The following is a 25,779-nucleotide window of genomic DNA, read 5'->3' as shown; positions in this document are numbered from 1 at the left end:
AGGTTCCGAAAACGGACCTTACGGCGTATGGCTGCAGTCGTCAAGAGGTGCCCCGCCCGCCGTCGGCGGGGCGACCGCGGGGGCCTCAGCGGCGCGCCGCCGCCTCGAGCCCGTCGAGGATGAGGCCGATGCCGAAGTCGAACTCGTCGGCGTACCGGTACCCCGGGACGAGCACGTGCTCCATGGTGAGCTCGGCGAGGTACGGGAAGTCCCGCGCGAGGTTCGGCAGCACGCCGTCGATCACGGCCTCGATGCCGCCGGTGTCCTCGCCAGGGAGGTTCACCTCCTGCAGGACGAAGCCGTAGACGTAGCTGTCGATCAAGGAGGTGGCGTGCGCGGCCATCACGACCGAGAACCCGGCCCTGCGGAAGCAGCCGATCAGCGCGTCGAGATGGCCGAGGTTCTCGGGCCCGGGCGAGGTGCGCGACTGCAGGATGCTGATGGCCCACGGATGCCGCCGCAGGGCTGACCGCACCGAGCCCGCACGCTCGCGCATCGCCGCCTTCCAGTCGATCCCCTCGGCCGGGTGCTCGATCTCGGCGAACACCAGTTCCACCATGCCGTCAAGGATCTCGTCCTTGTTCGCGACGTGGTGATATAGCGACATCGCCTCCACGCCCAGCTCCCGCGCCAGCCGGCGCATCGTCAGGGAAGCGAGCCCCTCGACGTCGGCGAGGGCGACGGCGGTGGACAGCGCCCGATGCCGGCTCAGCGGGATCCGGGTCTGCACGTCCATGCCTGGTGAATCAGCCATCGGTTGTCCTTTCAGCACGTGTCCGGAGCCCCGCTCGCGCCCGGGCTTTGAGGTCCTTTTAGCGCATGTCTTGTCTCTCGCGAACTTACAGCGTAAGTGTCGAGTGTCCCCACCGGCGGGAGGACGGCTTACAGGCCGCGCCGCTCCAGGGCGTCGCTGGCCTCCTGGCGGCGCCGGGAGCTGACCTCGGCGTAGCCGGCGACCGAGCCGAGACCGTGGTGGCCCAGGTAGTCGGCGGTGACGAGCGGGTCGCCCAGCTCGTCCTGGACGATCGTGCCCGCCGTGTGCCGGAACCGGTGCGGGTGCAGCTTGGCGATCTTGTTCTTCGCGCCCAGGCGCGTGCAGATGGCCTCCGCGCCGCGCACGCTCAGGCGGCGGCCGGCCTGGCCGGGGGAGTAGCTCACGAACAGGGCGGCCCGGGGTCGGTCCGGGCGTCCAGGTAACGGTTGATCTCGGACCGGGCGCGGTCGGTGATGACCACTGTTCGTTCGACGTCGCCCTTGCCCCGCACGATGACCCGGCTCGGGTTCCAGTCGGCGCGATCCAGCCCGAGCGCCTCGGAGATCCGGGCCCCGGTGGAGATGAGGAACGCGACCAGGGCCCGGTCACGCCGGCCGGCGTCGTCCAGCTCGAGGTCGCCGACGTCGGCGGTCACCCGCGCCAGCTCGTCGGCGGCCAGCGGTTTGGGCAGCCGGCGGGGGAGCTGGGGGAGGTCGATCGTGACGCCGAGGTCACCGGGACTCCACTGCTCCCGCGCGCAGAACTTCAAGAACGAGCGCAGGGCGACGAGGCGGCGGTGCCGGGTCGAGGCGCTCAGCGGTGCCGTACGGCCCGGCCCGCGGGCGAGGTCGGACTGGAACGCGCGGAGCAGCTCACGGTCGATCTGGGCGAGGGCGGTGACGTCCAGGCGGGCGCAGTAGGCGACGAACATGCCGAGGTCCTGCTTGTACGCGCGCACCGTGTTGGGGCTGCGCGCCTTGTCCAACGCCTGCCAGTCGAGGTATTCCTCGACCGCCTGCACGAGCGGAACCTGACCCCCGAGAGTGTCCGTCATTCGAACAAGTGTACTACGGATAATTGGTGTTTAACGCAGTGGGTCGGCCTGGCGAGGCACGCGAGAAGCTCCGACGACGTCCGCCGATCGTCCGACGGCGATCGTTCCGCACGAACCCCGGATGGCTGCGAGGTCCGGCCGGGCCGGCGTTCGTCCACCTGGACGACGATCACCTGTCAGGTCAGCCGTCGTGCCAAACCCGGCGAAGACCGGCGACCGGCCAGCGCACGAGATCGGCAGTTCTCCAGGATCGATCCTGCGGGTCGAAGCCAGCAATGCATTCGTGGTGAAACGCACAGTTCCGGCTGATGCAGTTGCGAGCTGTCGGCCGGGGCTAGAGCACCCCGTCCCGCCTACCGAGTTAACGCCGATAATGAACATTATGACATCTCGACCTGAGAAATCCCGCTGACGGTGCTTCGGGCCCCTCCTCTTTCATGGCAGGCTACCGGCCATGCCCGAACTGATCCCGTCCGACGAACCCGAACCCACCCCGACCCCGGACGACGACGGGAAGACCTCGGTCCGAGACAACTGGTGGTGGTCGCCGGCGTTCGCGATCGTGGCCGGCGTCGTCGTGGCGATCTTCCAGTACGGGCCGATCAGCCAGTCCGGCGGCGTGTGGCTCAACTGGGTCGTGGCCGGCGTCGGGATCGCCCTGGCCGGCTACGGCGCGGTTCGCCTGGTGCGGTCCTACCCGCGCTGACGATCGGCCACGTCGAGCTCCGCGCGGGCCGCGTCCGCGATCTCTTCTTCCGGACGGGGCGGGATCGTCTCGTCGAACTCGAGGTTCACGACGGCGTCGTGCGACGGCAGCTCGGACATGGGCGCTCTCCTTCGGTCGACAGTCGTCAGGCTACGCCCCGTCCTCAGCAGCGTGACAGGGAGCGAACGGGTGGCACCTTCGGGTGAGATTCGTCCCTTCGCGGCCGTGCCTCCCGCGCGCAGGTGGTCCGGTCTCGTAGGCTGAAGTGTCCGAATGCCGTGCGTGTGCGTCCATGGGTGGTGAACAGGAGTGCTCGAAGGCAGCCCGAGCGTGGTGCTCGTCGGTGAGTCCGAGGTGGCGCGCGGCGAGGTCAGCGTCGACGCCGGTCTCTCGCTCAGCATCCGGCTCGCCGAGCTCCTGGGCCCCCTGCCCTCCCCCGGCGACGAGGTCGTGCTCCGCACGTTCGAACCGATCCGTGGCCGACGCGAGTACGTCGTCACGGTGGAGTCGTCGAACCAGGACATGCTCGTCGTGACGGACATCGAGCTCATCTCCGCCTACCAGCAACGCGCGATCGTGCGGGTCGACACGGACATCCCGGTCACCCTCGTGTACGAGATGATCGGCGACGAGCTGGTCGACGCCGAGATCCCGATCCAGGGCCGCATGCTCGACCTCAGCGCGACCGGCTTCAGCCTCTACTGCTCGACCGAGCTCGGCGAGGGCTACCGGTTCGGGTTCCACTTCAGCACCGACTTCGACGACCTCGTGCTCGTCGCCGACGCGATCCGGCGCGAGGACCTCCTGCGCGGGTTCAGGTACGGCTGCCGGTTCGTCGGCACGACCCAGCGCGAGGCCGATGCCCTGCACCGCTTCGTGCTCAGCGAGCAGATCGCCCGCCGCCGGCGCGCCGAGGGCAACTAGCCACTGCTCCTCTCCCCCTCTCTCCCCCTCCCCCAGCTCTCTCCCTCAGTCCCGGCCGGGCGACGGGTCAGCCCAGGTCGACGGGGACGCCGTCGGGTGGGCGCCGGTACTCCGCAGCGCCGATCCCGAGCCCGTGCGGGCCGAGCAGCCGGTCGACGAGCTCACACCCCACGCGCGAGTACAACGCATCGTGGATCGGCACGACGATCCGGGGCGCGACGGCCCGGATGTAGTCGACGACCTCGCCCAGTCGCAGCCAGGGCGCGCCGACCGGGGCGAGCAGGACGTCGACCGCGCGGGGCGGGACGGTGAACGAGTCCCCCGGGTGCAGCACCGCACCGTCCACGAGGTAGGCGACGTTCGCGACCGGCGCGAGGTCCTGGTGCACGACGGCGTGCCGCTCGCCGAAGACCTCGACCGCGAAGCCGCCCGCCTCGAACGTGCTGCCCGCGCGCACCGCGTGCACCCGGTGCTCGAGCTCGGGCGCACCCTCGAGCAGCTGGTGCACGACGTCGGCCGGGGCCCAGACCTCCAGGCCCGGCCGGGCCGCCAGGTCGTGCCGCAGGGCGGCCGGCACGACATGGTCGGCATGCTGGTGGGTGACCAGGACGGCGTCCGTGCCCTGGACGGCGTCGGGTGCGCTGTACGCGCCCGGGTCGATGACCAGCCGGGCGCCGTCCCGCTCGAGCTGCACGCATGCGTGGCCCAGGCGGGTGAGCCGCAGGACTCCGGTCGCCATGACCGCTAGCCGATCACGAGGACGAGGTCGCCGCCCTCGAGCTGCTGCGTCGCACCGATCGCGAGCCGACGCACCACCCCAGCGATCGGGCTCGTGATCGCGGCCTCCATCTTCATGGCCTCGACCGTGGCGACCGTCTGACCCGCCTTCACCGACTGCCCCTCCTGGACGACCGGGGTGACGGCGCCGGCGAACGGCGCCGCGATGTGCCCCGCGACCCCGGGATCGGCCTTCTCCAACGAGGTCAGGTCGACCTCGATCCGGCGGTCGCGGACCTGCAGCGGGCGCAGCTGACCGTTGAGCGTGAACATCGCGCTGCGCATGCCGCGCTCGTCGGGCACCCCCACGGCCTCGAGCCCGACCAGCAGCCGAACCCCCTTCTCCAGGACGATCTCGACCTCGCCGCCCGGCTCCATGCCGTACAGGTAGCTCTTCGTGTCGAGCACGGACACGTCGCCGTGCGCGGCACGCGACGCCTCGTACTCCTTGGTCGGCCCGGGGAACAGCAGGTGGTTGAGCCGGTCACGGCGGGTGGCCGAGTCGCCGTCGAGATCCTGGCGGTCCTGCTCCGTGAGGGGCTTCACCCCGGTCCGCACGGCGCGACCCGCCAGCGCCTTGGTGCGGAACGGCTCGGGCCAGCCCCCGGGAGGGTTGCCCAGCTCCCCGGACAGGAACCCGATCACTGACTCGGGGATGTCGAAGTCCTGGGGCCTCTCGGCGAAGTCGGCCGGGTCGGCACCGCGGGCCACCAGGTGCAGGGCGAGGTCACCGACGACCTTCGAGGTGGGCGTGACCTTGACCAGCCGACCCAGCACGGCGTCGGCCGACGCGTACATCGACTCGATCGCCTCGAACTTGTCGCCGAGGCCGAGCGCGATCGCCTGCTGGCGCAGGTTGGAGAGCTGACCACCGGGGATCTCGTGATCGTAGACGCGGCCGGTCGGCCCGGGCAGGCCGGACTCGAACGGCCGGTACAGGCGGCGCACGGCCTCCCAGTACGGCTCGAGGTCGCACACCGACCGCAGCGAGAGCCCCGTGTCGCGATCCGTGAACGCCAGGGCAGCGACGAGGGCCGACATCGGGGGCTGGCTCGTGGTCCCGGCCATCGCCGAGCTCGCGACGTCTACGGCGTCGACCCCGGCCGCGGAGGCCGCGAGCAGGGTCGCGAGCTGTCCCCCGGTGGTGTCGTGGGTGTGCAGGTGGACCGGCAGGTCGAACCGCTCCCGCAGCGCGGTCACGAGCGTGGCCGCCGCCGCCGGGCGAAGCAGGCCCGCCATGTCCTTGATCGCGAGCACGTGCGCGCCGGCGGCCACGATGCGGTCCGCCAGCCGCAGGTAGTAGTCGAGCGTGTACAGGTTCTCGGCCGGGTCGAGCAGGTTGCCGGTGTAGCACAGGGCCACCTCGGCGACCGCCGTGCCCGTCTCCCGCACGGCCCGGATCGCCGGGCGCATCTGCTCGACGTCGTTCAGCGCGTCGAAGACGCGGAACACGTCCACGCCGGTCGCCGCCGCCTCGCGCACGAACGCGTCGGTGACCTCGGTCGGGTACGGCGTGTACCCCACGGTGTTGCGCCCGCGCAGGAGCATCTGGAGCGCGATGTTCGGCAGGGTCTCCCGCAGCGCCGCGAGGCGTTCCCACGGGTCCTCGGTGAGGAACCGCAGCGCGACATCGTAGGTCGCGCCGCCCCACCCCTCGACGGAGAACAGCTCGGGGGTCAGGCGCGCGACGTGGGGCGCGACGGCGACCAGGTCGTGCGTGCGAACCCGCGTCGCCAGCAGGGACTGGTGGGCGTCGCGGAACGTCGTGTCGGTCACGGCCAGCGCGCGCTGGGCCCGCAGCGCGGCGGCGAACCCCTCGGGACCGAGCTCGAGCAGCCGCTGCCGGCTGCCGTCGGGGATCGCCACGCCGAGCTCCAGCAACGGGAGCTTCGTGCGCGGGTCCGCCAGCGTCGGCGCCGGGCCGTAGGGCTGGTTAACTGTGACGTTGCCGAGGAACCCGAGCAGCTTGGTCCCGCGGTCGGCGCTCACCCGGGCGGCGAGCAGCTTCGGGCGCTCGTCGATGAACGACGTCGACAGGTCCCCGGCCACGAAGGCCTCGTCGGCCAGGACGGCCAGCAGGAACGAGATGTTCGTGCGCACCCCGCGGATCCGGAACTCGGCCAGGGCGCGCTGCGCGCGCCGGACCGCCATCGGGAAGTCACGGCCCCGGCACGTGAGCTTGACCAGCATCGAGTCGAAGTGACCGCTGACGTCGGCGCCGGCGGTCGCCGTGGCGCCGTCGAGCCGGACGCCTGCGCCGCCCGGCGAGCGGTACGCGATGATCCGGCCCGTGTCCGGGCGGAACCCGTTCGCGGGGTCCTCGGTCGTGATGCGGCACTGCAGCGCGAAGCCGTTGACACGCACGGAGTCCTGCGTGATGCCGAGGTCCGCGAGGGTCTCCCCCGCCGCGATCCGCATCTGGGACGAGACGAGGTCGACGTCGGTGACCTCCTCGGTCACGGTGTGCTCGACCTGGATGCGCGGGTTCATCTCGATGAACACGTGCTGGCCGGCGCGCTCCCCCTGCGTGGCCACGAGGAACTCGACGGTGCCCGCGTTCTCGTACCCGATGCTGCGCGCGAAGGTGACGGCGTCGCGGCACAGCGCATCCCTGATCGCTGGGTCCAGGTGCGGCGCCGGCGCGATCTCGATGACCTTCTGGTGCCGCCGCTGGAGTGAGCAGTCGCGCTCGAACAGGTGGACGACGTTGCCCGCCTTGTCGGCGAGGATCTGGACCTCGATGTGCCGCGGTCGCAGCACCGCCTGCTCGAGGAACATCGTGTCGTCGCCGAACGAGCCGCGGGCCTCGCGCATGGCAGCGGACAGCGCCTCGCGCAGATCGGCGCGACGGTCGACGCGGCGCATGCCGCGACCCCCGCCGCCGGCCACGGCCTTCGCGAACAACGGGAAACCGATCTCGTCGGCGGCGGCCACCAGCACGTCGACGTCGTTCGACGGGGCCGAGGACGCGAGCACCGGGATCCCTGCCTCGCGGGCTGCCTGGATCGCCAGCACCTTGTTCCCCGCGAGCTCGAGCACCTCGGGTGGGGGGCCGATGAACGCGATCCCGGCGGCCTGGCACGCCCGGGCGAACGCCGGGTTCTCCGACAGGAAGCCGTAGCCCGGGTAGATCGCGTCGGCGCCCGCGCCCTGGGCGACACGGATCATCTCGTCGATGTCGAGGTAGGCGCGGACCGGGTGGCCCGTCTCGCCGATCGGGTACGACTCGTCGGCCTTGAGCCGATGCTCGGAGTTGCGGTCCTCGTGCGGGAAGACGGCCACCGTCCGCGACCCGAGCTCGTACGCCGCCCTGAACGCACGGACGGCGATCTCGGCCCTGTTCGCCACGAGCACCTTCGAGAACACGTCCCACCCCTCTCACCACGGTTCGCGCGAGGCACCCCCGGTGGGTCGAGTGGACCCGGGTGCCCCGTTCCGGACGGTGGGCCTGACCCACGTCGTCTCAGCAGTCGGCGTGATCATCCCACGCCCGTGCAGCCACTGGACCCGACTCGTGCGGCCCGCGCGGTGTGGTCTCACCCGATGATCACCGACCAGCCACTACAGTGAGGAGGTGCTGGTGCTGGGGGTCTGCAGTCTCAAGGGTGGCGTGGGCAAGACCTCGGTGACCCTCGGTCTCGCGTCGGCCGCCGTCGCGCGGGGTGTCCGCACCCTTGTGATCGACCTCGATCCTCAGGGCGACGCGACCATGGCGCTCGGCGCCGACGCCACGGACCGGTTCGACGTCGCCGCGGTGCTCGACGACCCCCGCTCGTCGGTCGTGGACCGCGCGATCGCGCCCAGCTCCTGGGCCGCCGACGGGCTCGACGTCATGATCGGCTCCGCGCGCTCCGCCGCGCACGACGGGCCGGGGTCGAACGACGACCTCGATCGGCTCGCGTTCGCGCTGTCCTTCGTCGGACCGTACGACCTCGTGCTGCTCGACTGCCCGCCGTCGCTCGGTGGACTCACCCGGGCCGGGCTCATGGCGGCCGATCGCGCGATGATCGTGACCGAGCCCGGCCTCTTCGCCGTGATGGCGGTCGGGCGGGCGATGCGCACGGTCGACGAGCTCCGGCGCGGGCCGGCCCGGGCGCTTCAGCCGCTCGGCGTGGTGGTCAACCGCGTGCGCGGACGGTCGGTCGAGCAGACGTTTCGGCTCGACGAGCTCCGGACGCTGTACGGCCCGCTCGTGCTGTCCCCCGTGATCCCGGAACGCGCGGCGTTGCAGCAGGCCCAGGGTGCTGCCTGCGGGCTGCACTCGTGGCCCGGGGTGGCCGCCGCCGAGCTCGCGCTGATCTTCGACCAGCTCCTCGACCGCGTGCTCCGCGCCCCGCGCACGACCTGAGACCGGTCACGCACGACCTGAGACTGGTCAGCCGGCGGTGCGCGCGTGCCGACGCGCGGAGAGCTCGTCGCTCGCGCCGTTCGGTGTGCTGTCGTCCAGTCGCTCGGTCGGCAGGGCCGCGAGCGTGCCTTCGACCTCGCGCCACACGCGGCCGACCGCGATCCCGAACACGCCCTGCCCGCCCTGGACCAGGTCGAAGACCTCGTCGGCGGACGTGCACTCGTACACCGAGGCGCCGTCGGACATGAGCGTGATCTGGGCGAGGTCGTCGACCCCGCGCTCGCGCAGGTGCGAGACCGCGGTGCGGATCTGCTGCAGCGAGACCCCGGTGTCGAGCAGCCGCTTGACGACCTTGAGCACCAGGATGTCCCGGAAGCTGTACAGCCGCTGCGTCCCGGAGCCGGTCGCGTTACGGATCGTCGGCTCGACCAGGCCGGTGCGGGCCCAGTAGTCGAGCTGCCGGTAGGTGATCCCGGCCGCGCGGCACGCCGTCGGCCCGCGATACCCGGTCGTCGTGTCGAGATCGGGAAGCTCGTCACCGAAGAGCAGGCCCTGGGCGCGCTGCGGGACCCGGCCTGCGGCCTCCCCTGTATCGCCAGTGCCGCTCACGGGTCCTCCATCTAGCCGTTGCACGCATCCGCCGAAGATGTCGGCGCTCTTCTCCCTGCTCGGCGGGCCTGTGGGGGCCGGCGCTCTACCGGGGTGCTTCGGATGTCAGTGCCACGCTAGGCCGCACCGGATGGGCAGTCAACGACGCCGCGCCGTGGTCGCCGGTGGAGTGTCGCCGCCCCGTAGATCTCACCCTCTACCTCAGGCTCAAGGTTGGTCCCACGGGCCGGACGACGGACCTCACGGGAGCTCCCGGTCGGACGGTCCCGCGTTCCCCCCGGTGTCGAAGTCCTCGGGCGTGATCTGGTCGAGGAACTCGCGGAACCGCTCGAGCTCCTTCTCCGCCGTCCCGGTCGACGCCTCGACCCCAGCGATCGCCACGACCTCGGCGGAGCACAGCACTGGGCTGCCCGTGCGCACGGCCAGCGCGATCGCGTCGGAAGCCCGCGAGTCGACCCGGGCCCCCGTGGTCAGCGCAAGCACAGCGTGGAACACGCCGTCGGTCAGGCTGGTGATCTCGACGCGCGAGAGCCCGACCCCGAGGGCGGCGAGCACGTCGCGCAGCAGGTCGTGCGTCATCGGTCGGGGTGGCACGATGCCGGCCTGCGCCGCGGCGATCGCGCTGGCCTCGTTCGGCCCGATGAGGATCGGCACGAGCAGCTCTGCCGCCGGATCGAGCAGGAGCACGACGATCTCGTCGTCGAGGCGGTGCTGACGCACCCCGATGACCTCTACCGGCACCAGTTCTTCGTCGTCGCCCGTCACAGTTCCACGCTACGGCTTTTCCAGCCGAGGATGCGGATCAGGGCGAGAGTTCGGACACGCCGGCGCGCACGAGCGCCGTGTGCAGCTGGCTGCACAGCTCACCGACCTCTGCCGCGAGCGTGTGCGCGTGCGCCCGGGAGGATGCGGCGTGCTGACCACGCCACGGCGCGACCACCTGGTCGACCAGGTCCACCTGCCGCTCGGCCGCGGTGCGGAAGGCCCGCAGGTGCCGCGTGTCGATCCCGTGCTCGCGCAAGGCCGCGGCCAGCACGACGACCTCGCGTGCCCACGGCTCGAAATAGCCGCGGGTCGTCTGCCGCAGCACGCCCGCCTCGACCAGATCCGTCACGAACTGTTCCGGGACGCCGGCCTCGGCCGCGAGCCCGACCGGGGTCCAGCGGCCCGCGATGGCGGGCGCCTGCCGGACACCGTCGCTCGTCGCCAGCCGCGCGGGCGACGGCGTCGGGACCTGACTCTCGTCACCGGTGTCGAGCAGGTCGAGCTGGCCGCCGATCACCTTGAGGGGGAGGTACCGGTCGCGCTGCTGGCGCAGGACGAACCGGAGGCGTTCGACGTCGGCCGGACTGTACTGGCGGTAGCCGGACGGCGTACGGACCGGCTCGACCAGGCCTTGCTCCTCGAGGAACCGGAGCTTGGAGTTGGTGACCGCCGGGAACTCGAGCTGCAGGGCACTGAGCACGTCCGAGATCCGCATGCTCGGTCGTCGGGAAACCCCGCGCGGCCACGGCTCGACCACATGGGGACGCGTGATCCCGGTGGACGACGCGTCGGGTGCAGCGCTTGTCCGGAAGGGCTCTTGCGACCCGCTCATCGGAACCCGCCGAGCGGCGTGGGGGGCGCAGGCGAGAGGTCATCCACGGGCGGTGCTCACTGTCCGGAGGTTGAGCCTGGAGCCCCACCGCTCTCGCGACCGGGGCTCGGGTGGAAGGTCAGCCGGTACTTGCCGATCTGGACCTCGTCGCCCGACCGGAGCACAGCCGAGTCGATCCGCGTCCGGTTGATGTACGTCCCGTTGAGCGATCCGATGTCACGCACCAGGAAGTCGTCGCCCTCGCGAACGAACTCCGCGTGCCGCCGCGACACCGTGACGTCATCGAGGAAGATGTCGGCGTCCACGCTGCGGCCGGCGACGGTCTTGGACGCATCGAGCAGGAAGCGTGCACCCGCGCTCGGTCCGCGCTGCATGATCAGGAGCGCTGACGTTCGCGGCAACGCGGCAACGGCGGCACGTTCCTCGCCCGAGAGCCCCGGAGCGGAACCCGACTCGGGTTCGGCAGACTCGAACTGACCCAGGCTGATCGTGGTTTCGCCACTCCCCCGGGGCGCGTTCTGCTGCCACCGGTCCTGGCCCGGTGCGTCCCCGCCCTGGCCGGGTGGGGATACCTGTGGGCCGTCCGTCATCACGCCTCCAAAGTTCATGTACCCGACCAACAGATCGTCAAAGATCGAAAGATCGCGTGTGGAATAGCACCAGCCTATGCGGACGAGCCGGTGGCCGCAGCCCTCAGCCTGCTCCGATCGGCGCTGGAGTTGCGAACTCGGGCTCCGTGACGGCCCTCGTGGCGGTCACCTCGATCTTGTCGCGCGCCACCGGCGAGCCCCGTCCACCGTCGTTGCGCACCGCCGCCATCGCTCCACCCGGGATCTCGAGCGCCGGGCCCACCGCGGTGGGATCGCCGATCACGAGCCACCGGTAGGGCGGGGTCAGCAGGTCGCCGTCGATCTCGACGCCGTCGGGCGTGTCTACGAAGTAGCTGCTGGCGACGACACGATGGTCGTTGAGCTGGATCGCCTCGGCGCCCGAGTTGCGCATCTCCTGGAGCACGTTGAACAGCGTCAGCGCCGGGATGGCCTTGTCGGACTCCGAGATCGTGAGCTCGATCCCGGGACCTTCAGCGGGGAGCCTGCCCGAGAGGATCCCGAGGGTCGTGGCGGTCTTGGTCGCGGCGTCGAGCGCAGCCTGCTTCTGGTCCGAACCGGTGAGAAGCTCCTGACGGGTCCGCTCCAGGGCCGCCGCCTCGCGTTCGAGGTCGGTCGCACGCTGGGTCGTCTCGTCGAGGATGCGGACCAGGTCCGACTGGCCGAGCGCCGCGAGACCCTCGACGTTCGTCTGACGCACCTGCACGACCAGGGCGAACCCGAGCAGCGCGCACAGCAGCGCGACGACGAACTGGGCCCGGCTGGCCCGGGGACGACCGATGTGCCACAACGTGCGCCGCTCCGGCGGTTGGGCCGCAGGCTCGGCCGGGCTCGGTGCCGAAGCGCGCGCGGGGGCACGGTCGGCACCATGTCGGTCGCAGCCTCGCTGCGGTGGTCGCCCGGCACCATCACGCCTTGAGGAGGTGCCGACGGATCGCCGCGGCGTTGGAGAAGATCCGGATCCCGAGGACGACGACGACGGCCGTGGAGAGCTGGGTCCCGACGCCGAGCTGGTCGCCGAGGAAGACGATCAGGGCCGCAACCACCACGTTGGACAGGAACGAGACCAGGAAGACCCGGTCGTTGAAGATGCCGTCGAGCATCGCGCGCAGCCCGCCGAAGAGCGCATCCAGCGCGGCCACCACAGCGATGGGCAGGTAGGGCTGGAGCGATGCCGGCACGGTCGGTTCCAGGACGAGGCCCGCAACGACTCCGATGATCAGACCCAGCACCGCAATCACGGTTTACCTCCCACAGATGTCTGAGGTGACGATGTCACACTCTTCGGCTCGGCCGTGGTTGCCACCTGCGCGGACCAGAGCCGCGTTCGGGAGGCGCCCGGGAGCGACAGATGGTCCTCGCTCGAGAACTTGGTCGTGATCCCGTAGGTGTTGCGCAGCATGGACAGGTGCGTGCCGGCGTCCGTGCGAGCGAACCGCGTCGCCAGCGACGCGGGGTCCCCGATGGCCTCGACCACGTACGGGCCGCTCAGCGGCACCAGGTCGACCTGGATCGCGCTGCCGGCGCTCCGGATGGCCGTCATGGCGGTCAGGCGGTGGCCGTTGATGGCGATCGCCTCCGCGCCCGAGGCCCACAGACCGTTGACGGTCACCTGCAGATCGCCGTCCTGCACCCGCTCGTTCGGGTTTGCCTGCTCGAGGTTCACCCGCGCGCTGGCGGCGTCGTCCACGATGATCCTCAACCCTGACCCGCTCACGGCCACCGTGCCCGAGCTCGCCCCGTCCGCGGCCAGCTGGGCGATCGAGGCCGGGTCGCGGTCCCCGAGCGCAGCCTCCTGGAGGCTCGCGATCTCCTGGGCGGTGCGGGTGTTCTGGTCCAGGAGCTGCTCCGCCACGGCCGTGCGGTCGGTGATCTGCTCTTCGAGCAGGGTGCGGGCCTGCGCGACGGCCGGTTCGGGGGCTCTGAGATCTGCTGCCGCAGCCGCTGTGACAAGTCCGAGCGCGGCCGCCAGGGCGAACAGCCACGCCTGGGTCCGTTTGCGGACGGCCGGGTTGCCGGCCGCGCGCCGCCGATCGGTCGCCTCCTGGTAGCCCGGGTCGAGCGGCTTGAGCATGACCTCGTTGAGGAGAGTCATCGACGCGTCCACCGGCCGCGCCGGAACCCCCGCGCCCTGGACCGGGCGCGCCGTCATGCGACGACCCGGTGCGGACGCAGCAGCGTCCGAGCCTGGGCGAAGTAGAGCAGCGCTGCGAACCAGTACAGGCCGACGCCCCACCAGGCGAATGCCCAGCCCAGAGCGGACGCCACAGCTCCGACCTTGCCGCTCCACTCGGCCAGGAGCAGCAACGGGAAGGCGTACAGGAGAGCGAAGGTGCCGGCCTTGCCCGCGAAGTGCACAGGTAACGGTCCGTAGCCGTGGCGGGCGAGCACCGGGAGCAGACCGGCGAGCAGCACGTCGCGACCCACGAGCACGATGACGATCCACAGCGGCACGACGTCGCGCAGCGCAAGCCCGATCAGCGTCACGAGGATGAACAGACGGTCCGCGGCCGGATCGAGCAGCTGGCCCAACCGGGTCACCTGGTTGAAGTGCCGCGCGATCCAGCCGTCGAGCCAGTCGCTCGCGCCGGACACCGCGAGCACGGCCAGCGCCCACACGTCTTCACCCTGGATGATCAGGACGGCGAACACGGGCACGAGGGCGAGTCGCCCGAAGCTGATGATGTTGGGGACGGTGAGCACGCGACTGCTGACCTCCTGCTCGCGTGCCACTGCTCTCCTGTCGATGATGTCGTGCCGCTGGTGCGCCGTGTGGTCGTGCTCCCGGTGCGCCGTGTGATCGTGCTCCCGGTGCGCCGTGTTGAATGACGATCCTAAAGGAAGGTTGCCAGGTCAGAGCCCGGGCGCGGAGGGTGTTGCCGCCCGGAATCGCACCTGGCACCCGCCGGCGGCGGGCTACGGACGCAGCAGCGTCTTGATCGCCCGGCGTTCGTCCATCGCCGCGTACCCCTGCGCGACGGACTCGAGCGGGAGTGTGAGGTCGAACACGCGCCCGGGATCGATGGAACCGGCCAGCACGTCCGCGAGCAGCTCGGGCAGGTAGGTGCGCACCGGGGCGACCCCGCCGGCGACGTTGAGGTTGGCGCCGAACATCTGCCCGACGGGCAGCTCCGGACCGCCCGCGGGAACGCCGACGTAGCCCACGAACCCACCGGGGCGCGTCGTGTCCAGCGCCTGCTGCATCGACTCCTTCGTGCCGACGCACTCGAGCACCGAGTCGGCGCCGATCCCGCCGAGCAGCTCGAGCACCGCGGCCACGCCCTGCGCGCCGCGCGTGTCCACGATGTCGGTGGCCCCGAACTCGCGCGCCATGGCCTGGCGGTCGGCGTGCCGCGACATCGCCACGATCCGCCCCGCCCCGAGCCGGGCGGCCGCGAGCACCGCGCACAGCCCGACCGCACCGTCGCCGACGACGACGACCGTCGACCCCGTGCCGACCCGGGCGGAGACAGCGGCGTGGTGCCCGGTGCCCATCACGTCCGACAGTGCGAGCAGGCTCGGGATCAGCTCGTCGGCGGGATAGGTGGGGACCGCGACGAGGTTCGCGTCGGCGAACGGGGTGCGCACGAGCTCGCCCTGCGCGCCGTCGACGAGCAGACCCTCGTGGTCGAGCCCGCCCCACATCACGCCGTGCACGCACGAGGTCGGGAACCCGTTGAGGCAGTGCGGGCAGGTCCCGTCCCCCAGGGCGAACGGGGCGATGACGAAATCGCCCGGCCGGACGGTCGTCACCTCGGCGCCGATCGCCTCGACGACGCCGACCAGCTCGTGCCCGATGCGGCGGGGTTTGACGGTCGGCCGGATGCCTCGGTAGCTCCACAGGTCCGAGCCGCACACGCACGCCGCGACGACCCGGACGATCGCGTCGGTCGGTCGGTGCAGGACCGGGTCCGGGACCTGCTCGAGGCGGATGTCCTTGGGCCCGTACAACAATGTGGCGCGCATGCGCCACACCCTACGGCGGGGGCGTCGGTGTGGTTGTGTTGAGCCGTGCCTCACGTCAACGATCCCGCGGTCATCCGACGCCTGCTCACCACCCCGGCCCGCTGGGCCGTCGTCGGCCTGTCGACCAACCGCGAGCGGGTCGCCTACGGCATCGCGCTCTATCTCCAGGGCGCGCTCGGCATGACGATCGTCCCGGTGCACCCGGCTGCCGAGCCCGTGCACGGCGAGATGGGCTATGCCGGCCTCGAGGACGTCCCCGGCCCGGTCGACGTCGTCGACATCTTCGTGAACTCGGCTCTCGCCGGCGCCGTCGTCGACCAGGCGATCGCGATCGGCGCCCGCGCGGTCTGGCTCCAGCTCGGGGTCGTCGACGAGGTCGCTGCCGCCCGGGCTGCTGCCGCCGGGCTCGACGTCGTCATGGACACCTGCCCGGCGATCGAGGGTCCACGGATCGGTGTCGGCGCACACCAGTAGGTCCGATCCGCCGGCTCGACCACCCCTGTGGGCGACGTCACCACGGAGCTGCGCCCACCGTCCGGTAGACTCATCGTCGAATCTGGAGTTCGTCGCGTAATCCCTCGTGTGTCTGTGCCGGTGGTTCGACCACCAGTGTGTTCAGGGATGGCGACCGTGCGGTCCGCTACCTGGCACCCGTTAGAAGACTCCGCTACGGCTATGCGACGAAAATGGTTCTCACACCACATGACGATTTCTCATGACTCCATCGCGCCCTCGGACAGCACGTCCACCGAGCGCGTCGCGACTTCCCCGAGCTTTGACGAGCTGAACCTCCCCGCAGCGCTGCTGCGCGCCGTCGCCGACCTCGGCTTCACGGAGCCCTCCGCCATCCAGTCGCAGGCGATCCCGCCGCTGCTGGCCGGCCGCGACATCACCGGCGTGGCTCAGACCGGAACCGGCAAGACGGCGGCCTTCGGTCTGCCGCTGCTCGCCGCGATCGACCCGCAGCTCGGCCGGGTGCAGGCCCTCGTGCTCGCCCCGACCCGCGAGCTCGCGATGCAGACCGCTGAGGCGATCGAGTCGTTCGCCAAGCACATGCACGGCGTCGAGGTCATCGCGATCTACGGTGGCTCGCCCTTCGTGCCGCAGCAGCGCGCCCTGGCCCGCGGCGCGCAGATCGTCGTCGGTACCCCCGGCCGCGTCATCGACCACATCGAGCGCGGCACGCTGCACCTCGACGACGTGCGCTTCCTCGTCCTGGACGAGGGCGACGAGATGCTGCGCATGGGCTTCGCCGAGGACGTCGACAAGATCTTCAGCTTCGCCCCGGTCGAGCGTCAGGTCGCCCTCTTCTCCGCGACCATGCCGCCGGCGATCCGCCGCGTGGCCAACCAGCACATGACGAACCCCGTCGAGATCGCCACCTCGCGGCAGTCCTCGACGGTCACCACCGTCAAGCAGTCGTACGCGGTCGTGCCGTTCCGGCACAAGGCCGGCGCGCTCGCCCGGATCCTCGCGGTGACCGAGGCCGAGGCCGCGATCGTCTTCGTGCGCACCCGGGGTGCGGCCGAAGAGGTCGGCAGCGCGCTCGTCGAGCGCGGCATCTCCGCCGCCTACATCTCCGGCGACGTCGCCCAGGGCGAGCGCGAGAAGATCGTCGAGCGCCTGCGCAGCGGCGCTCTGAACGTGCTGGTCGCCACCGACGTCGCCGCCCGCGGGCTCGACGTCGACCGGATCGGCCTCGTCGTGAACTTCGACGCGCCGAGCGAGCCGGAGATCTACGTGCACCGCATCGGTCGCACCGGCCGCGCCGGGCGAACCGGTGAGGCGCTCACGTTCGTCACGCCGAGCGAGCAGCACCGCCTGCGCCAGATCGAGCGCCTGACGCGCACGCCGCTGAAGGAGTTCACGCTCCCGACGCCGGCCGACGTCTCGGCCCACCGGGTGCAGCAGCTGCTGGGCAAGGTCAACGCGCGCACCGAGGCGGGTCGCCTCGACCTGTACCGCGAGGCCGTCGCCGTCTTCCTGGCGCAGAACCCCGAGGTCGACATCGAGGACCTCGTGGCCTCGCTCGCTGCGCTCGCCGTCGGCGACGACGGCCCCACGGCCCGCACGAACCACGGCGACGACCTCGACGAGGCGCTGAGCCGGGCGCGCATGAGCCCCGAGCGGCCCGAGCGTGGCGGCCGCAACGATTCCCGCGACAGCCGTGGCGACCGTGGCGAGAACCGCAACGGCCCCCGCGGTGGCGAGCGTTCGCGCCGCACCGAGGGCGGCACGCGGTACCGCGTCGCGGTCGGCACGTCGCACGGCGCACAGCCGGGCGCGATCGTCGGCGCCCTGACCAACGAGGGCGGCCTCACGGGCAAGGACCTCGGGAAGATCGACATCTTCCCGAGCTTCAGCCTCGTGGAGATCTCCGGGGACCTCAGCCAGGAGGCCTTCGACCGCATCTCCAAGGCCCGGGTCGCCGGCCAGCCGCTGCGCATCCGGCTCGACGACGGCCCCGCGCCCCGCTCGACCCACGCGCCGTCGCGTCCGACCGGTTCCAGCACCGGTCCGCGTGAGCACCGGGCGCCCTCGTCCGACCGCAAGACGTACCAGCGCTCGACGTACTGAGCCCGTCTAGCAATGACGACTGACCTCGGCGGGAACCTGGTAGACGGCGCGATCGGCGTCGTCCACCAGGTCGCTCCGGGCGAGCGGCACTCCGGTGCCGCCCGCCCGGCCGCCGAGGTCGCGTCATCGTCGTCGTCGGTCGACGACGACCAGGCGAGCGACGTCGGGATCGACGGCGACGTCGAGCCGACGTTCGACCCCGCACCGGATGACTTCGACACCTTCCTCCGGGTCGCTCGCGAGCTCGCGGCGCTCCCGGCCGACCACCCGGCGAACCTCGCCGCCCGGCGCGCGACGTCGGCGCTGTTCAAAGCCGTCAAGAAGGATCGCCGCCTGACCAAGCGTGCGGCCGTGTCCGCGGCCGACTCTGCCGTCGTGGCCGCCACGGCGACCGGCAGCCCGGGCCGGATCGACGACGAGACGCGCGGCATACCGCTCGTGTCGCAGGCGCCAGGTGCCCTCGCGGGCACGCTGCTCAAGGCTCGCGCGTGCTACATCTGCAAAGAGCTCTACTGCGACGTCGACGCGTTCTACCACCAGCTCTGCCCGTCGTGCGCGGCGCTCCACCGCGCCAAGCGGGACGCACGCACCGACCTGACCGGGCGGCGGGCCCTGCTCACCGGCGGCCGCGCGAAGATCGGCATGTACATCGCGTTGCGGTTGCTGCGCGACGGCGCCCACACCACGATCACGACCCGGTTCCCGCGCGACGCCGCCCGGCGGTTCGCAGCGATGGAAGACAGCAGCGAGTGGCTGCACCGGCTCAAGGTGGTCGGCATCGACCTGCGGGACCCCGCCCAGGTCGTGGCGCTCGCCGACGAGGTGAGCGCCGCCGGCCCGCTCGACATACTCATCAACAACGCCGCCCAGACCGTCCGCCGCTCCCCCGGCGCGTACGCGCCCCTCGCGGACGGCGAGCTCACGCCCCTGCCGTCCGGACCGCTGCCCGAGATGATCACCTACGGCCACACCAGCGACGCGCACCCCCGCGCGCTGGCCGGTTCGGTCGCGACGCTGTCGGCCGACGTGGCGGCCCTGCCTGCGGCGGACGTCGCGACGCTCGCGCTCACCGCTGAGGCCGCCTCGCTCGTGCGGCTCGTCGCCGGCACCTCGATCGACGCGGGCGGGCTCGTGCCGGACACGCACTCGACCAACAGCTGGGTCGCGACGGTCGGTGAGGTCGACGCGCTCGAGCTGCTCGAGGTCCAGCTCTGCAACCAGACCGCGCCGTTCATCCTGGTCAGCCGGCTACGTCCCGCGATGGAGGCCGCGACTGCGCGCCGCAAGTACATCGTCAACGTGTCCGCGATGGAGGGGGTCTTCTCCCGCGGCTACAAGGGCCCGGGTCACCCGCACACGAACATGTCGAAGGCTGCGCTGAACATGCTCACGCGCACGAGCGCCGGCGAGCTGGCCGAGCACGGGGTCCTCATGACCGCCGTCGACACCGGCTGGATCACGGACGAGCGCCCGCACCCGACCAAGGTGCGCCTGGCCGAGGAGGGCTTCCACGCTCCCCTGGACCTCGTGGACGGCGCGGCGCGGGTCTACGACCCGGTCGTCCGGGGCGAGGCGGGCGAGGACCTGTACGGCATCTTCCTCAAGGACTACAAGCCCTCACCCTGGTAAGCCGTGCAACAAGCCCGAGTGGGTTAGCGGCTCAGCTCGGCGCGGATCGCTGCGGCGAAGGCGTCGACGTCGGCCGCCGTCGTGTCGAAGGCGCACATCCAGCGGACCTCGCGCGTCGCCTCGTTCCAGTCGTAGAAGCGGAACCGGGTCCGGAGCCGGTCGGCCACCCCCGGGGGCAGGATCGCGAAGACGGCATTGGCCTGGGTCGGCTGGGTGAGCTGGAGGCCGTCGATGCCCTCGACGGCGGCCCGGAGCCGGGTCGCCATGGCGTTGGAGTGCTGCGCGGACGTGAGCCACAGGTCGCCGTCGAGCAGCGCGAGCAGCTGGGCTGAGACGAACCGCATCTTGGACGTGAGCTGCATGTCCATCTTGCGCAGGTACGTGAGCCCGGCCGACGCCGCGGGATCGAGCACGACGACGGCCTCGCCGTACAGCAGGCCGTTCTTGGTCCCTCCGAACGACACGACGTCCACGCCGACGTCGGTGGTGAACGCGCGCAGCGGCAGGTCCAGGCTGGCCGCGGCGTTCGCAATCCGGGCCCCATCGAGGTGGACGGTGAGGCCGAGGTCGTGCGCGTGGGTCGTCAACGCCGCGATCTCCCCGGGGGTGTACGCGGTGCCGAGCTCGGTGGTCTGCGTGATCGACACGACACCCGGCTGTGCGCGGTGCTCGTCGCCGAATCCCCACGCCTGCCGGTCGATCAGCTCGGGGGTGAGCTTGCCGTCGGGCGCGGCGACGGTCAGCAGCTTCAGCCCTCCGATCCGCTCGGGCGCACCGTTCTCGTCCATGTTGATGTGGGCGGTCTCGGCGCAGATCACCGCGCCCCAGCGCGGGAGCATCGACTGCAGGGACAGCACGTTCGCGCCCGTCCCGTTGAAGACCGGGTAGGCCCGCGCCTTGTCCCCGAAGTGGTGGGCCATGACCTCCTGGAGGCGCGCGGTGTACACGTCCTCGCCGTAGGCCACCTGGTGCCCGCCGTTGGCCGCAGCGATCGCCGCCAGCACCTCGGGGTGCGCCCCGGCGTAGTTGTCGGACGCGAAACCGCGGGACTCGGGGTCATGGAGAGAGATCACAGCGACATCCTCCCCCACCCGCGGGGCGAACCCGCGCACCGCCGACCCCAGGTTCACGCAGTGATCCCCGACGTCGAGGCCACCACGTCACCGATCTTGCGGGCGAGCGCCTCGTAGAACATCGACAGCGGGAACTCGTCGGGCAGGACGGCGTCCGTCAGTCCCTTCGGCGGCCCGTCGAGCGGGAGCACCTCGCCGCCGCGGGCCCAGGCCGACGCCGGGTGGGGCGTGAGGGTGCCCGCCACCAGCGCGTAGGCCGCGAGCCAGTGGGCGACCTTCGGCCGGTCGATCGAGCGCCAGTACAACGTGTCGATCTCGTCCCCGAGCGCGATCACCGCCGCGGGCACGTCGGGCCAGTCGATCGTGAGGCGGCTGTCCGTCCAGTGCAGCACATGGTGCTGGTGCAGCCACGCGAACAGGAGCTGTCCGCCCAGGCCGTCGTAGTTGCGCACGCGCGAACCGGAGACGGCGAAGCGGAAGATCCGGTCGAAGATCACGGCGTACTGGACCAGGCGGGCGTGCGGGACGCCGTCGGCCTCCAGCTTGACGGCCTCCCGGAACGCGGTCAGGTCGCAGCGCAGCTCCTCGAGCGAGTACAGGAAGAACGGCATCCGCTGCTTGATCATGAACGGGTCGAACGGCAGGTCGCCGCGCATGTGCGTGCGGTCGTGAATGAGGTCCCACATCACGAACGTCTCCTGCGCGAGCGTCTGGTCGTCGAGCAGCCGAGCCGCGTCCGGCGGCAGGGCGAGGCGCGTGGTGTCGGCGGCGGCCCGGACCACCCGGCGGAACCGCGCGGCCTCCCGATCGGCGAAGATGCCGCCCCAGGTGAACCGGGGGATCTCGCGCATCGCGACCGTCTCGGGGAACAGCACCGCGGAGTTCGTGTCGTACCCCGCGGTGAAGTCGAGGAAAGTGATCGGGACGAACATGGCGTTCGAGTAGCCGCCGGCCTCGAGGTCGGCGACGAACTGCGGCCAGAACACGCGCAGCAGCACCGCCTCGACCTTGCGCTCGGTGCTCCCGTTCTGGGTGTACATCGGGAACACGACGAGGTGGTCGAGCCCATCGGTGCGGTTGAGCTCGGGATGAAACGCGTTGAGGGAATCGAGGAAGTCGGGTACGCCCAGGCCGAGGTCGCACCAGCGGCGGAAGTCCTTGACGAGCGCCGTGAGGTAGTCGGCGTCGTGCGGCAACCGGGGTGCGAGCACGATCGTGGCGGCGCAGATCGTCTCGACGAGCGTCTGGGCCTGCGCGCGATGGCGCGGGTCCGGCACCGAGCCGTCCTGCACCTGGAGCGGCTGCAGCGCGGTGACGGCCTCCTTCAGCCGGAACCACGCCGGGTCCGCGGCCAGCGCGCCGGGCTCGGTCGATGCCGCGGCGGCCGCCGGGGCCGGGCGCGGTGCCGCCCAGAAGACGGCGTTGAGAAGGAGTTCGGCGCCCGCCTCGCGCACGTCCGCGGCGAGCACCTCGACCCCGATCGCGGCGACGCGGCAGCCGTCGTCGTCGGCCACCGCGGCCACGACGGGTCCGGGCAGGCCCGCGCGCCCGGCCTCACGCAGGGCGGCGACGGCGGGCCCGCTCACGGCGAGATCGGCCACGACGGTGAGCGACGGCGTCGTCGTCCAGGCGAGGAGGTCTTCGGTCGGCGCGGAGCCGCCCGGCTCGACCGGGACGATCGTGCGACGCTCCGGGAGCGGGCTGGGACGACTCGTGATGCCGCGGGCCGCCAGCAGGTCGGCCGCCACGGGGTCCGCACCGAGCAGGACGACGACGCCGGCACCCCCGCGGCGGGACGCGCTGGCGTCGCCGTCGGGCGTCGCGACGACGACGTCGGCCGCGGGCGGCGCATCGACGATGCTGAGACCGTGCGCCTCGAGATGGTCACGCAGCCCGGATCCGTGCACGAGCATCGAAGGGGGCAGGTACACCGTCGGGAAGAGCGTCATCGTTCGTCCTCGCAGCCGTGTGGGCGGACCATCACGAAGTACCGCCGGGACGCGCCGGGTCCGGCATCGCCCCGCCAGTGGTGACAGTTACTGCACGGTACGGTCCGGCTCCACGTGAGGTCAACGATCGGACCGGTCGGCCTTGCGGCAGTGTCGGTCGGCCTTGCGGCGGCTAGAGCGGGATCCCGGACCGCACGAGGATCCCCTCGACCGTCGCCAGGCCGCGCACGGTCGCCACGACGCCGAGCCGACGCTCGATGGCGGACGTCGTCATGGTGGTGCGGGCCTGACCGTTCGGGTAGTGCAGCGCGAGCTCGTCGCCGAGGTAGAGGTGCTCGTCCGGCGGGAACGCGCCGAGGCGCTCGTCGGCGTCCGGACCGGGATCGCTGCTCATGAACGCGATCTGCACCCGCTTGGGCTCGGCCTGGGGAAAGACGGGGCGGACCCGCTCGAGCGTGGCGGCGAGCTGGGCCGGGGTACGCACGATGACCGGGACCTCGCGCGCGAACTCCGCACGCAGGGCCGCGGCCAACCGCTGCTCGACGGTCGCCGCCGGCTCGCTCGTCGCCAGGAGCACGTTGCCGGTCGCGAGGTAGGTGATGACGTCGGTCCAGCCGAGCTCGGACGCGATGTCGCGCAGGTGGGTCATCGGGACCGTGACGCCTCCGACGTTGATGGCGCGGAGCAGGGCGACATGGGTCGTGGTCATCCCCGCATCGTCCCATGCCGTCGTGTGCGGCCGACTTCTGCTCACACGCGCGACCCGACGGCCGATTGGGCGGGCGAACCGACCCGAGGAGCGACAAGGACCGCCGTGGACGCCATCGCCGCGATCAACAGCCGCATCGCTGAGATCCAACGCACCATCAGCACGCTCGCGCCCCAGGCCGCGAGCTCGTCGTCGACCGCCAGGACTGTCGCCGGAGGAACGTTCGACTCGATCCTCGCGACCGAGGTGGCATCGGTGAACGGTGCCGGCACGTTGACCGCCGAGGGCGCCCCCGTGGAGCTCTCGCGGTACGGCAACGGCCACCTCCCGACCTCGGCTCTGACCGCCATCGGCACGACCGGTCACCGGCTCTGGTCGCCCGCGGCGAGCGCGTACGAGCGACTCTCGGCGGCGGCGGCGCAGGACGGAGTCACGATCGGCATCACCGACTCCTACCGGACCTACGAGAGCCAGGTCGACCTCGCCGCCCGCAAGGGCCTGTACTCCGAGGGTGGCCTCGCTGCTGAACCGGGCACGTCGAACCACGGCTGGGGCCGCAGCCTGGACCTCGATCTCGGCACCTCCGCGCTCGCCTGGATGAGGACGCACGCCGCCGCGTACGGCTTCGCAGCCGACACGCCCCGCGAGTCCTGGCACTGGACGTACTCCCCGACGGCGGCCTGAGGCCGCCGCACTCCCCCGCAGCACTCCCCCGCCGCTCGACCCCGCCCGGCGATGCGGCAGGATAGCCAGCGCAGTCGAGGCAACGGGAGACACGCGTGGTAGAGGTCGAACCGGTCAGCGCCGGGATTCGTCGGGTGGGTGCGCAGGTACGCGCGGAGCACCACACGGCCGGGGTCGTCCGGACCCTTCCGGGGGCGGTGAACCAGCTCGACTGCGCGTGCGGGGTGACCCTGACGAACGGCCCGGGCTGGTCCCTCGATGAGCATCTGCGCCTGCATCGCGCGGAGGTCAAGTACGAGGCACTCCTCGCCGTCGCGCATCCGGACATGCCCCTGATCCGCCGCTCGCCGCGCTCGCGAGGGGCCACGGCGATCGATGCACTGCTCGGCGGCCACACGGACGTCGCGGCCAACGCGCTGGCGTTCGCCGACATGGCGGAGCGCACGCACCTGCGAGCCGTCGCACGCGAGCTCCTCGCACTGCTCGACGTCGAGTGGACGGCCGGGTTCCCGAGCCTGAGCCGGTTCGGCGAGCCGGACACCGAGGCCCGGGTACGCGACCAGGTCGCGGCCTGGAACGTCAAGGTCGCGGACGGACGCGAGTCCGTCGCGGCAGCGGTGTTCCGGCGGCACGTGGGCGGAGACTGGGAGCCGGCTGCCTGACCCGGCCGTCGCACCGGCGCGTGCCCGCGAGCGTGTCGCGGCACGGGTGGGCACACTGGTGCGCGTGAGCTTCTCGTCCGCGCCGTCGCCCAGCACCCGTGCGCCGACCGTCCCCCCGGCGCACCGTCGCAGCCGGTTCGAGTCGGGGGTGCGCCATCGCGCCGCGCAGGCGCTGTGGAAGCACGGCTGGCGCACGCGGGTCGAGCCGTACGCCGGCTACGGAGCACCGGGGTGGGTCCGGGTGATGGGGCGCACGGTGCTCGCGCCCCCGAGCGGCAGGTCTGCCGGCGAGGGTCCGCACCACGTCGTGCCGCGCGACCGTGGCTGGCGCAACCTGATCACCGCCCAGGTCCAGGGGGTCGAGGTCTTCGCGCGCGCGGACGCGGGGGCGTTTCGGATGGTCTCCGACGACGGGGGGTACCTCGACGCGGTGGTGCCCGTGAACCTTCCCCCGGGGTGGCACCAGGTCGAGCTCGCCTGTGCAACCGGGCGGGTGCACGCCCCGGTCTTCGTGGTCGGCGCGGACACGACCGCGGGGATCGTGAGCGATATCGACGACACCGTGATGATCACGTCCGCACCGTGGCCTCTTCTCGCCGTGTGGAACACGTTCGTGGTGCACGAGACGACCCGCCGACCGGTGCCCGGGATGGCGGACCTGTTCGACGACCTGCTCCGCGAGCATCCCGGCGCGCCCGTGATGTACCTGTCGACCAGGGCCTGGAACGCGGCCCCGGCGATCCGGCGCTTCCTGGGCCGGTTCGGCTACCCGGCCGGTCCGCTGCTCCTGACCGACTGGGGGCCGACGCGCACGGGCTGGTTCCGGGACGGCGCCGACCACAAGCGGGCGATGCTGCGCCGCTTGACGGCCGAGTTCCCGCAGATCCAGTGGATCCTCGTCGGGGACGACGGCCAGCGCGACCCCAAGCTCTACACCGAGCTGGCCCTCGAGCAGCCGGACCGGGTGCGCGCGGTCGCGATCCGCCAGCTCTCCGGCGCGGAGCAGGCAATCGTGCACGGCTCGCCTGCCAAGCCGTCAGCGGCGCAGGTGGCCCTGCAGCGCACGGCCGCCGCCGGGGTGCCCGTCATCGCCGCCCGCAACGGGATCCGCCTGGCCGAGGGACTGCGCGAGGCCGGCATCGACCTGAGCTGA

25 protein-coding genes and 1 pseudogene are annotated in these 25,779 nt (G+C 71.7%); 9 read left to right on the top strand and 17 right to left on the bottom strand.

Annotated features, from left to right (window positions below):
* Nucleotides 1–85: 85 nt before the first annotated feature.
* On the bottom strand, nucleotides 86–754 hold the full coding sequence (locus VTA80_RS20890) for a TetR/AcrR family transcriptional regulator (RefSeq protein WP_407342979.1): 669 nt from the start codon (nucleotides 752–754) through the stop codon (nucleotides 86–88).
* A gap of 128 nt (nucleotides 755–882) precedes the next feature.
* A pseudogene (locus VTA80_RS20885) lies at nucleotides 883–1,808 on the bottom strand (tyrosine-type recombinase/integrase).
* A gap of 454 nt (nucleotides 1,809–2,262) precedes the next feature.
* On the opposite strand from VTA80_RS20885, the gene VTA80_RS20880 reads away from it, so the two are divergent.
* A complete protein-coding gene (locus VTA80_RS20880) occupies nucleotides 2,263–2,514 on the top strand; it encodes a hypothetical protein (protein WP_407342978.1) in 252 nt (83 codons plus the stop codon).
* Here VTA80_RS20880 and VTA80_RS20875 read toward each other — a convergent pair.
* Nucleotides 2,502–2,633: a hypothetical protein gene (locus VTA80_RS20875; RefSeq protein ID WP_407342977.1), complete on the bottom strand. Its 132-nt coding sequence runs from the start codon at nucleotides 2,631–2,633 to the stop codon at nucleotides 2,502–2,504. The genes VTA80_RS20880 and VTA80_RS20875 overlap by 13 nt on opposite strands.
* Before the next feature lie 190 nt (nucleotides 2,634–2,823).
* Between VTA80_RS20875 and VTA80_RS20870 the strand changes: the two genes are divergently transcribed.
* The gene (locus VTA80_RS20870; protein ID WP_407342976.1) at nucleotides 2,824–3,438 is read left to right on the top strand and encodes a PilZ domain-containing protein; all 615 of its coding nucleotides are present in this window, start codon (nucleotides 2,824–2,826) and stop codon (nucleotides 3,436–3,438) included.
* 67 nt (nucleotides 3,439–3,505) lie between these two features.
* On the opposite strand, the gene VTA80_RS20865 is transcribed toward VTA80_RS20870, so the two are convergent.
* On the bottom strand, nucleotides 3,506–4,177 hold the full coding sequence (locus VTA80_RS20865; RefSeq protein WP_407342975.1) for an MBL fold metallo-hydrolase: 672 nt from the start codon (nucleotides 4,175–4,177) through the stop codon (nucleotides 3,506–3,508).
* Nucleotides 4,178–4,182: 5 nt separating this feature from the next.
* A complete protein-coding gene (locus tag VTA80_RS20860; RefSeq protein WP_407342974.1) occupies nucleotides 4,183–7,581 on the bottom strand; it encodes a pyruvate carboxylase in 3,399 nt (1,132 codons plus the stop codon).
* Nucleotides 7,582–7,789: 208 nt separating this feature from the next.
* Here VTA80_RS20860 and VTA80_RS20855 point away from each other — a divergent pair, with 208 nt between their 5' ends.
* Nucleotides 7,790–8,563, top strand: coding sequence for a ParA family protein (locus VTA80_RS20855; RefSeq protein WP_407342973.1), 774 nt, complete (start codon nucleotides 7,790–7,792; stop codon nucleotides 8,561–8,563).
* A 27-nt stretch (nucleotides 8,564–8,590) separates the two neighbouring features.
* Here VTA80_RS20855 and VTA80_RS20850 read toward each other — a convergent pair whose 3' ends face one another.
* The 9 genes from VTA80_RS20850 to VTA80_RS20810 form a co-directional block, all read right to left on the bottom strand.
* Complete coding sequence (locus tag VTA80_RS20850) at nucleotides 8,591–9,172, bottom strand: MerR family transcriptional regulator (protein WP_407342972.1); 582 nt, start codon at nucleotides 9,170–9,172, stop codon at nucleotides 8,591–8,593.
* Nucleotides 9,173–9,412: 240 nt separating this feature from the next.
* Nucleotides 9,413–9,937, bottom strand: coding sequence for a bifunctional nuclease family protein (locus tag VTA80_RS20845; protein ID WP_407342971.1), 525 nt, complete (start codon nucleotides 9,935–9,937; stop codon nucleotides 9,413–9,415).
* A 37-nt stretch (nucleotides 9,938–9,974) separates the two neighbouring features.
* On the bottom strand, nucleotides 9,975–10,652 hold the full coding sequence (locus VTA80_RS20840; protein ID WP_407342970.1) for a MerR family transcriptional regulator: 678 nt from the start codon (nucleotides 10,650–10,652) through the stop codon (nucleotides 9,975–9,977).
* Nucleotides 10,653–10,825: 173 nt separating this feature from the next.
* On the bottom strand, nucleotides 10,826–11,359 hold the full coding sequence (locus tag VTA80_RS20835; protein WP_407342969.1) for an FHA domain-containing protein: 534 nt from the start codon (nucleotides 11,357–11,359) through the stop codon (nucleotides 10,826–10,828).
* Between the two features lie 103 nt (nucleotides 11,360–11,462).
* Nucleotides 11,463–12,167: a DUF881 domain-containing protein gene (locus VTA80_RS20830; RefSeq protein WP_407342968.1), complete on the bottom strand. Its 705-nt coding sequence runs from the start codon at nucleotides 12,165–12,167 to the stop codon at nucleotides 11,463–11,465.
* Between the two features lie 118 nt (nucleotides 12,168–12,285).
* A complete protein-coding gene (locus tag VTA80_RS20825) occupies nucleotides 12,286–12,618 on the bottom strand; it encodes a small basic family protein (RefSeq protein WP_407342967.1) in 333 nt (110 codons plus the stop codon).
* Nucleotides 12,615–13,472: a DUF881 domain-containing protein gene (locus VTA80_RS20820; RefSeq protein ID WP_407342966.1), complete on the bottom strand. Its 858-nt coding sequence runs from the start codon at nucleotides 13,470–13,472 to the stop codon at nucleotides 12,615–12,617. Before VTA80_RS20820 ends, VTA80_RS20825 begins: the two co-directional genes overlap by 4 nt.
* Before the next feature lie 53 nt (nucleotides 13,473–13,525).
* The gene (locus VTA80_RS20815; protein WP_407342965.1) at nucleotides 13,526–14,110 is read right to left on the bottom strand and encodes a CDP-alcohol phosphatidyltransferase family protein; all 585 of its coding nucleotides are present in this window, start codon (nucleotides 14,108–14,110) and stop codon (nucleotides 13,526–13,528) included.
* Between the two features lie 183 nt (nucleotides 14,111–14,293).
* A complete protein-coding gene (locus tag VTA80_RS20810; protein WP_407342964.1) occupies nucleotides 14,294–15,343 on the bottom strand; it encodes a zinc-dependent alcohol dehydrogenase family protein in 1,050 nt (349 codons plus the stop codon).
* A 45-nt stretch (nucleotides 15,344–15,388) separates the two neighbouring features.
* Here VTA80_RS20810 and VTA80_RS20805 point away from each other — a divergent pair, with 45 nt between their 5' ends.
* The 3 genes from VTA80_RS20805 (at nucleotide 15,389) to VTA80_RS20795 (ending at nucleotide 19,549) form a co-directional block, all read left to right on the top strand.
* Complete coding sequence (locus VTA80_RS20805) at nucleotides 15,389–15,817, top strand: CoA-binding protein (protein ID WP_407342963.1); 429 nt, start codon at nucleotides 15,389–15,391, stop codon at nucleotides 15,815–15,817.
* A 228-nt stretch (nucleotides 15,818–16,045) separates the two neighbouring features.
* A complete protein-coding gene (locus VTA80_RS20800) occupies nucleotides 16,046–17,920 on the top strand; it encodes a DEAD/DEAH box helicase (RefSeq protein WP_407342962.1) in 1,875 nt (624 codons plus the stop codon).
* 12 nt (nucleotides 17,921–17,932) lie between these two features.
* A complete protein-coding gene (locus VTA80_RS20795; protein WP_407342961.1) occupies nucleotides 17,933–19,549 on the top strand; it encodes an SDR family NAD(P)-dependent oxidoreductase in 1,617 nt (538 codons plus the stop codon).
* A gap of 23 nt (nucleotides 19,550–19,572) precedes the next feature.
* Here the strand turns inward: VTA80_RS20795 and VTA80_RS20790 are convergent, their stop codons facing one another.
* From VTA80_RS20790 to VTA80_RS20780, 3 genes are all read right to left on the bottom strand, one after another.
* Nucleotides 19,573–20,622 carry a threonine aldolase family protein gene (locus VTA80_RS20790; protein ID WP_407342960.1) on the bottom strand — a complete coding sequence of 350 codons (1,050 nt, stop codon included), beginning with the start codon at nucleotides 20,620–20,622 and terminating at the stop codon, nucleotides 19,573–19,575.
* Nucleotides 20,623–20,675: 53 nt separating this feature from the next.
* Entirely contained in the window at nucleotides 20,676–21,977 is a 1,302-nt protein-coding gene (locus tag VTA80_RS20785) for a DUF6421 family protein (RefSeq protein WP_407345833.1), read from the bottom strand.
* 766 nt (nucleotides 21,978–22,743) lie between these two features.
* Nucleotides 22,744–23,280, bottom strand: a complete 537-nt coding sequence (locus VTA80_RS20780; RefSeq protein ID WP_407342959.1) for a DUF1697 domain-containing protein — start codon at nucleotides 23,278–23,280, stop codon at nucleotides 22,744–22,746.
* Between the two features lie 105 nt (nucleotides 23,281–23,385).
* Between VTA80_RS20780 and VTA80_RS20775 the strand changes: the two genes are divergently transcribed.
* The 3 genes from VTA80_RS20775 to VTA80_RS20765 all read left to right on the top strand — a co-directional run bounded on the left by VTA80_RS20775 (nucleotide 23,386) and on the right by VTA80_RS20765 (nucleotide 25,779).
* Complete coding sequence (locus VTA80_RS20775; protein ID WP_407342958.1) at nucleotides 23,386–23,964, top strand: D-alanyl-D-alanine carboxypeptidase family protein; 579 nt, start codon at nucleotides 23,386–23,388, stop codon at nucleotides 23,962–23,964.
* 95 nt (nucleotides 23,965–24,059) lie between these two features.
* On the top strand, nucleotides 24,060–24,626 hold the full coding sequence (locus VTA80_RS20770; RefSeq protein ID WP_407342957.1) for a hypothetical protein: 567 nt from the start codon (nucleotides 24,060–24,062) through the stop codon (nucleotides 24,624–24,626).
* A 64-nt stretch (nucleotides 24,627–24,690) separates the two neighbouring features.
* The gene (locus VTA80_RS20765) at nucleotides 24,691–25,779 is read left to right on the top strand and encodes an App1 family protein (protein WP_407342956.1); all 1,089 of its coding nucleotides are present in this window, start codon (nucleotides 24,691–24,693) and stop codon (nucleotides 25,777–25,779) included.

This window comes from Pengzhenrongella phosphoraccumulans (assembly GCF_045689905.1).
Taxonomy (GTDB): Bacteria; Actinomycetota; Actinomycetes; order Actinomycetales; family Cellulomonadaceae; genus Pengzhenrongella; species Pengzhenrongella phosphoraccumulans.
This window is presented reverse-complemented; position numbering and strand designations above follow the sequence as displayed.

Coding starts and splice junctions, on each gene's coding strand:
- VTA80_RS20890 (WP_407342979.1), bottom strand. CDS start 754: ATGGCTGATTCACCAGGCATGGACGTGCAGACCCGGATCCCGCTGAGC.
- VTA80_RS20880 (WP_407342978.1), top strand. CDS start 2,263: ATGCCCGAACTGATCCCGTCCGACGAACCCGAACCCACCCCGACCCCG.
- VTA80_RS20875 (WP_407342977.1), bottom strand. CDS start 2,633: ATGTCCGAGCTGCCGTCGCACGACGCCGTCGTGAACCTCGAGTTCGAC.
- VTA80_RS20865 (WP_407342975.1), bottom strand. CDS start 4,177: ATGGCGACCGGAGTCCTGCGGCTCACCCGCCTGGGCCACGCATGCGTG.
- VTA80_RS20840 (WP_407342970.1), bottom strand. CDS start 10,652: ATGCGGATCTCGGACGTGCTCAGTGCCCTGCAGCTCGAGTTCCCGGCG.
- VTA80_RS20835 (WP_407342969.1), bottom strand. CDS start 11,359: ATGACGGACGGCCCACAGGTATCCCCACCCGGCCAGGGCGGGGACGCA.
- VTA80_RS20820 (WP_407342966.1), bottom strand. CDS start 13,472: ATGACTCTCCTCAACGAGGTCATGCTCAAGCCGCTCGACCCGGGCTAC.
- VTA80_RS20810 (WP_407342964.1), bottom strand. CDS start 15,343: ATGCGCGCCACATTGTTGTACGGGCCCAAGGACATCCGCCTCGAGCAG.
- VTA80_RS20800 (WP_407342962.1), top strand. CDS start 16,046: ATGACGATTTCTCATGACTCCATCGCGCCCTCGGACAGCACGTCCACC.
- VTA80_RS20795 (WP_407342961.1), top strand. CDS start 17,933: ATGACGACTGACCTCGGCGGGAACCTGGTAGACGGCGCGATCGGCGTC.
- VTA80_RS20780 (WP_407342959.1), bottom strand. CDS start 23,280: ATGACCACGACCCATGTCGCCCTGCTCCGCGCCATCAACGTCGGAGGC.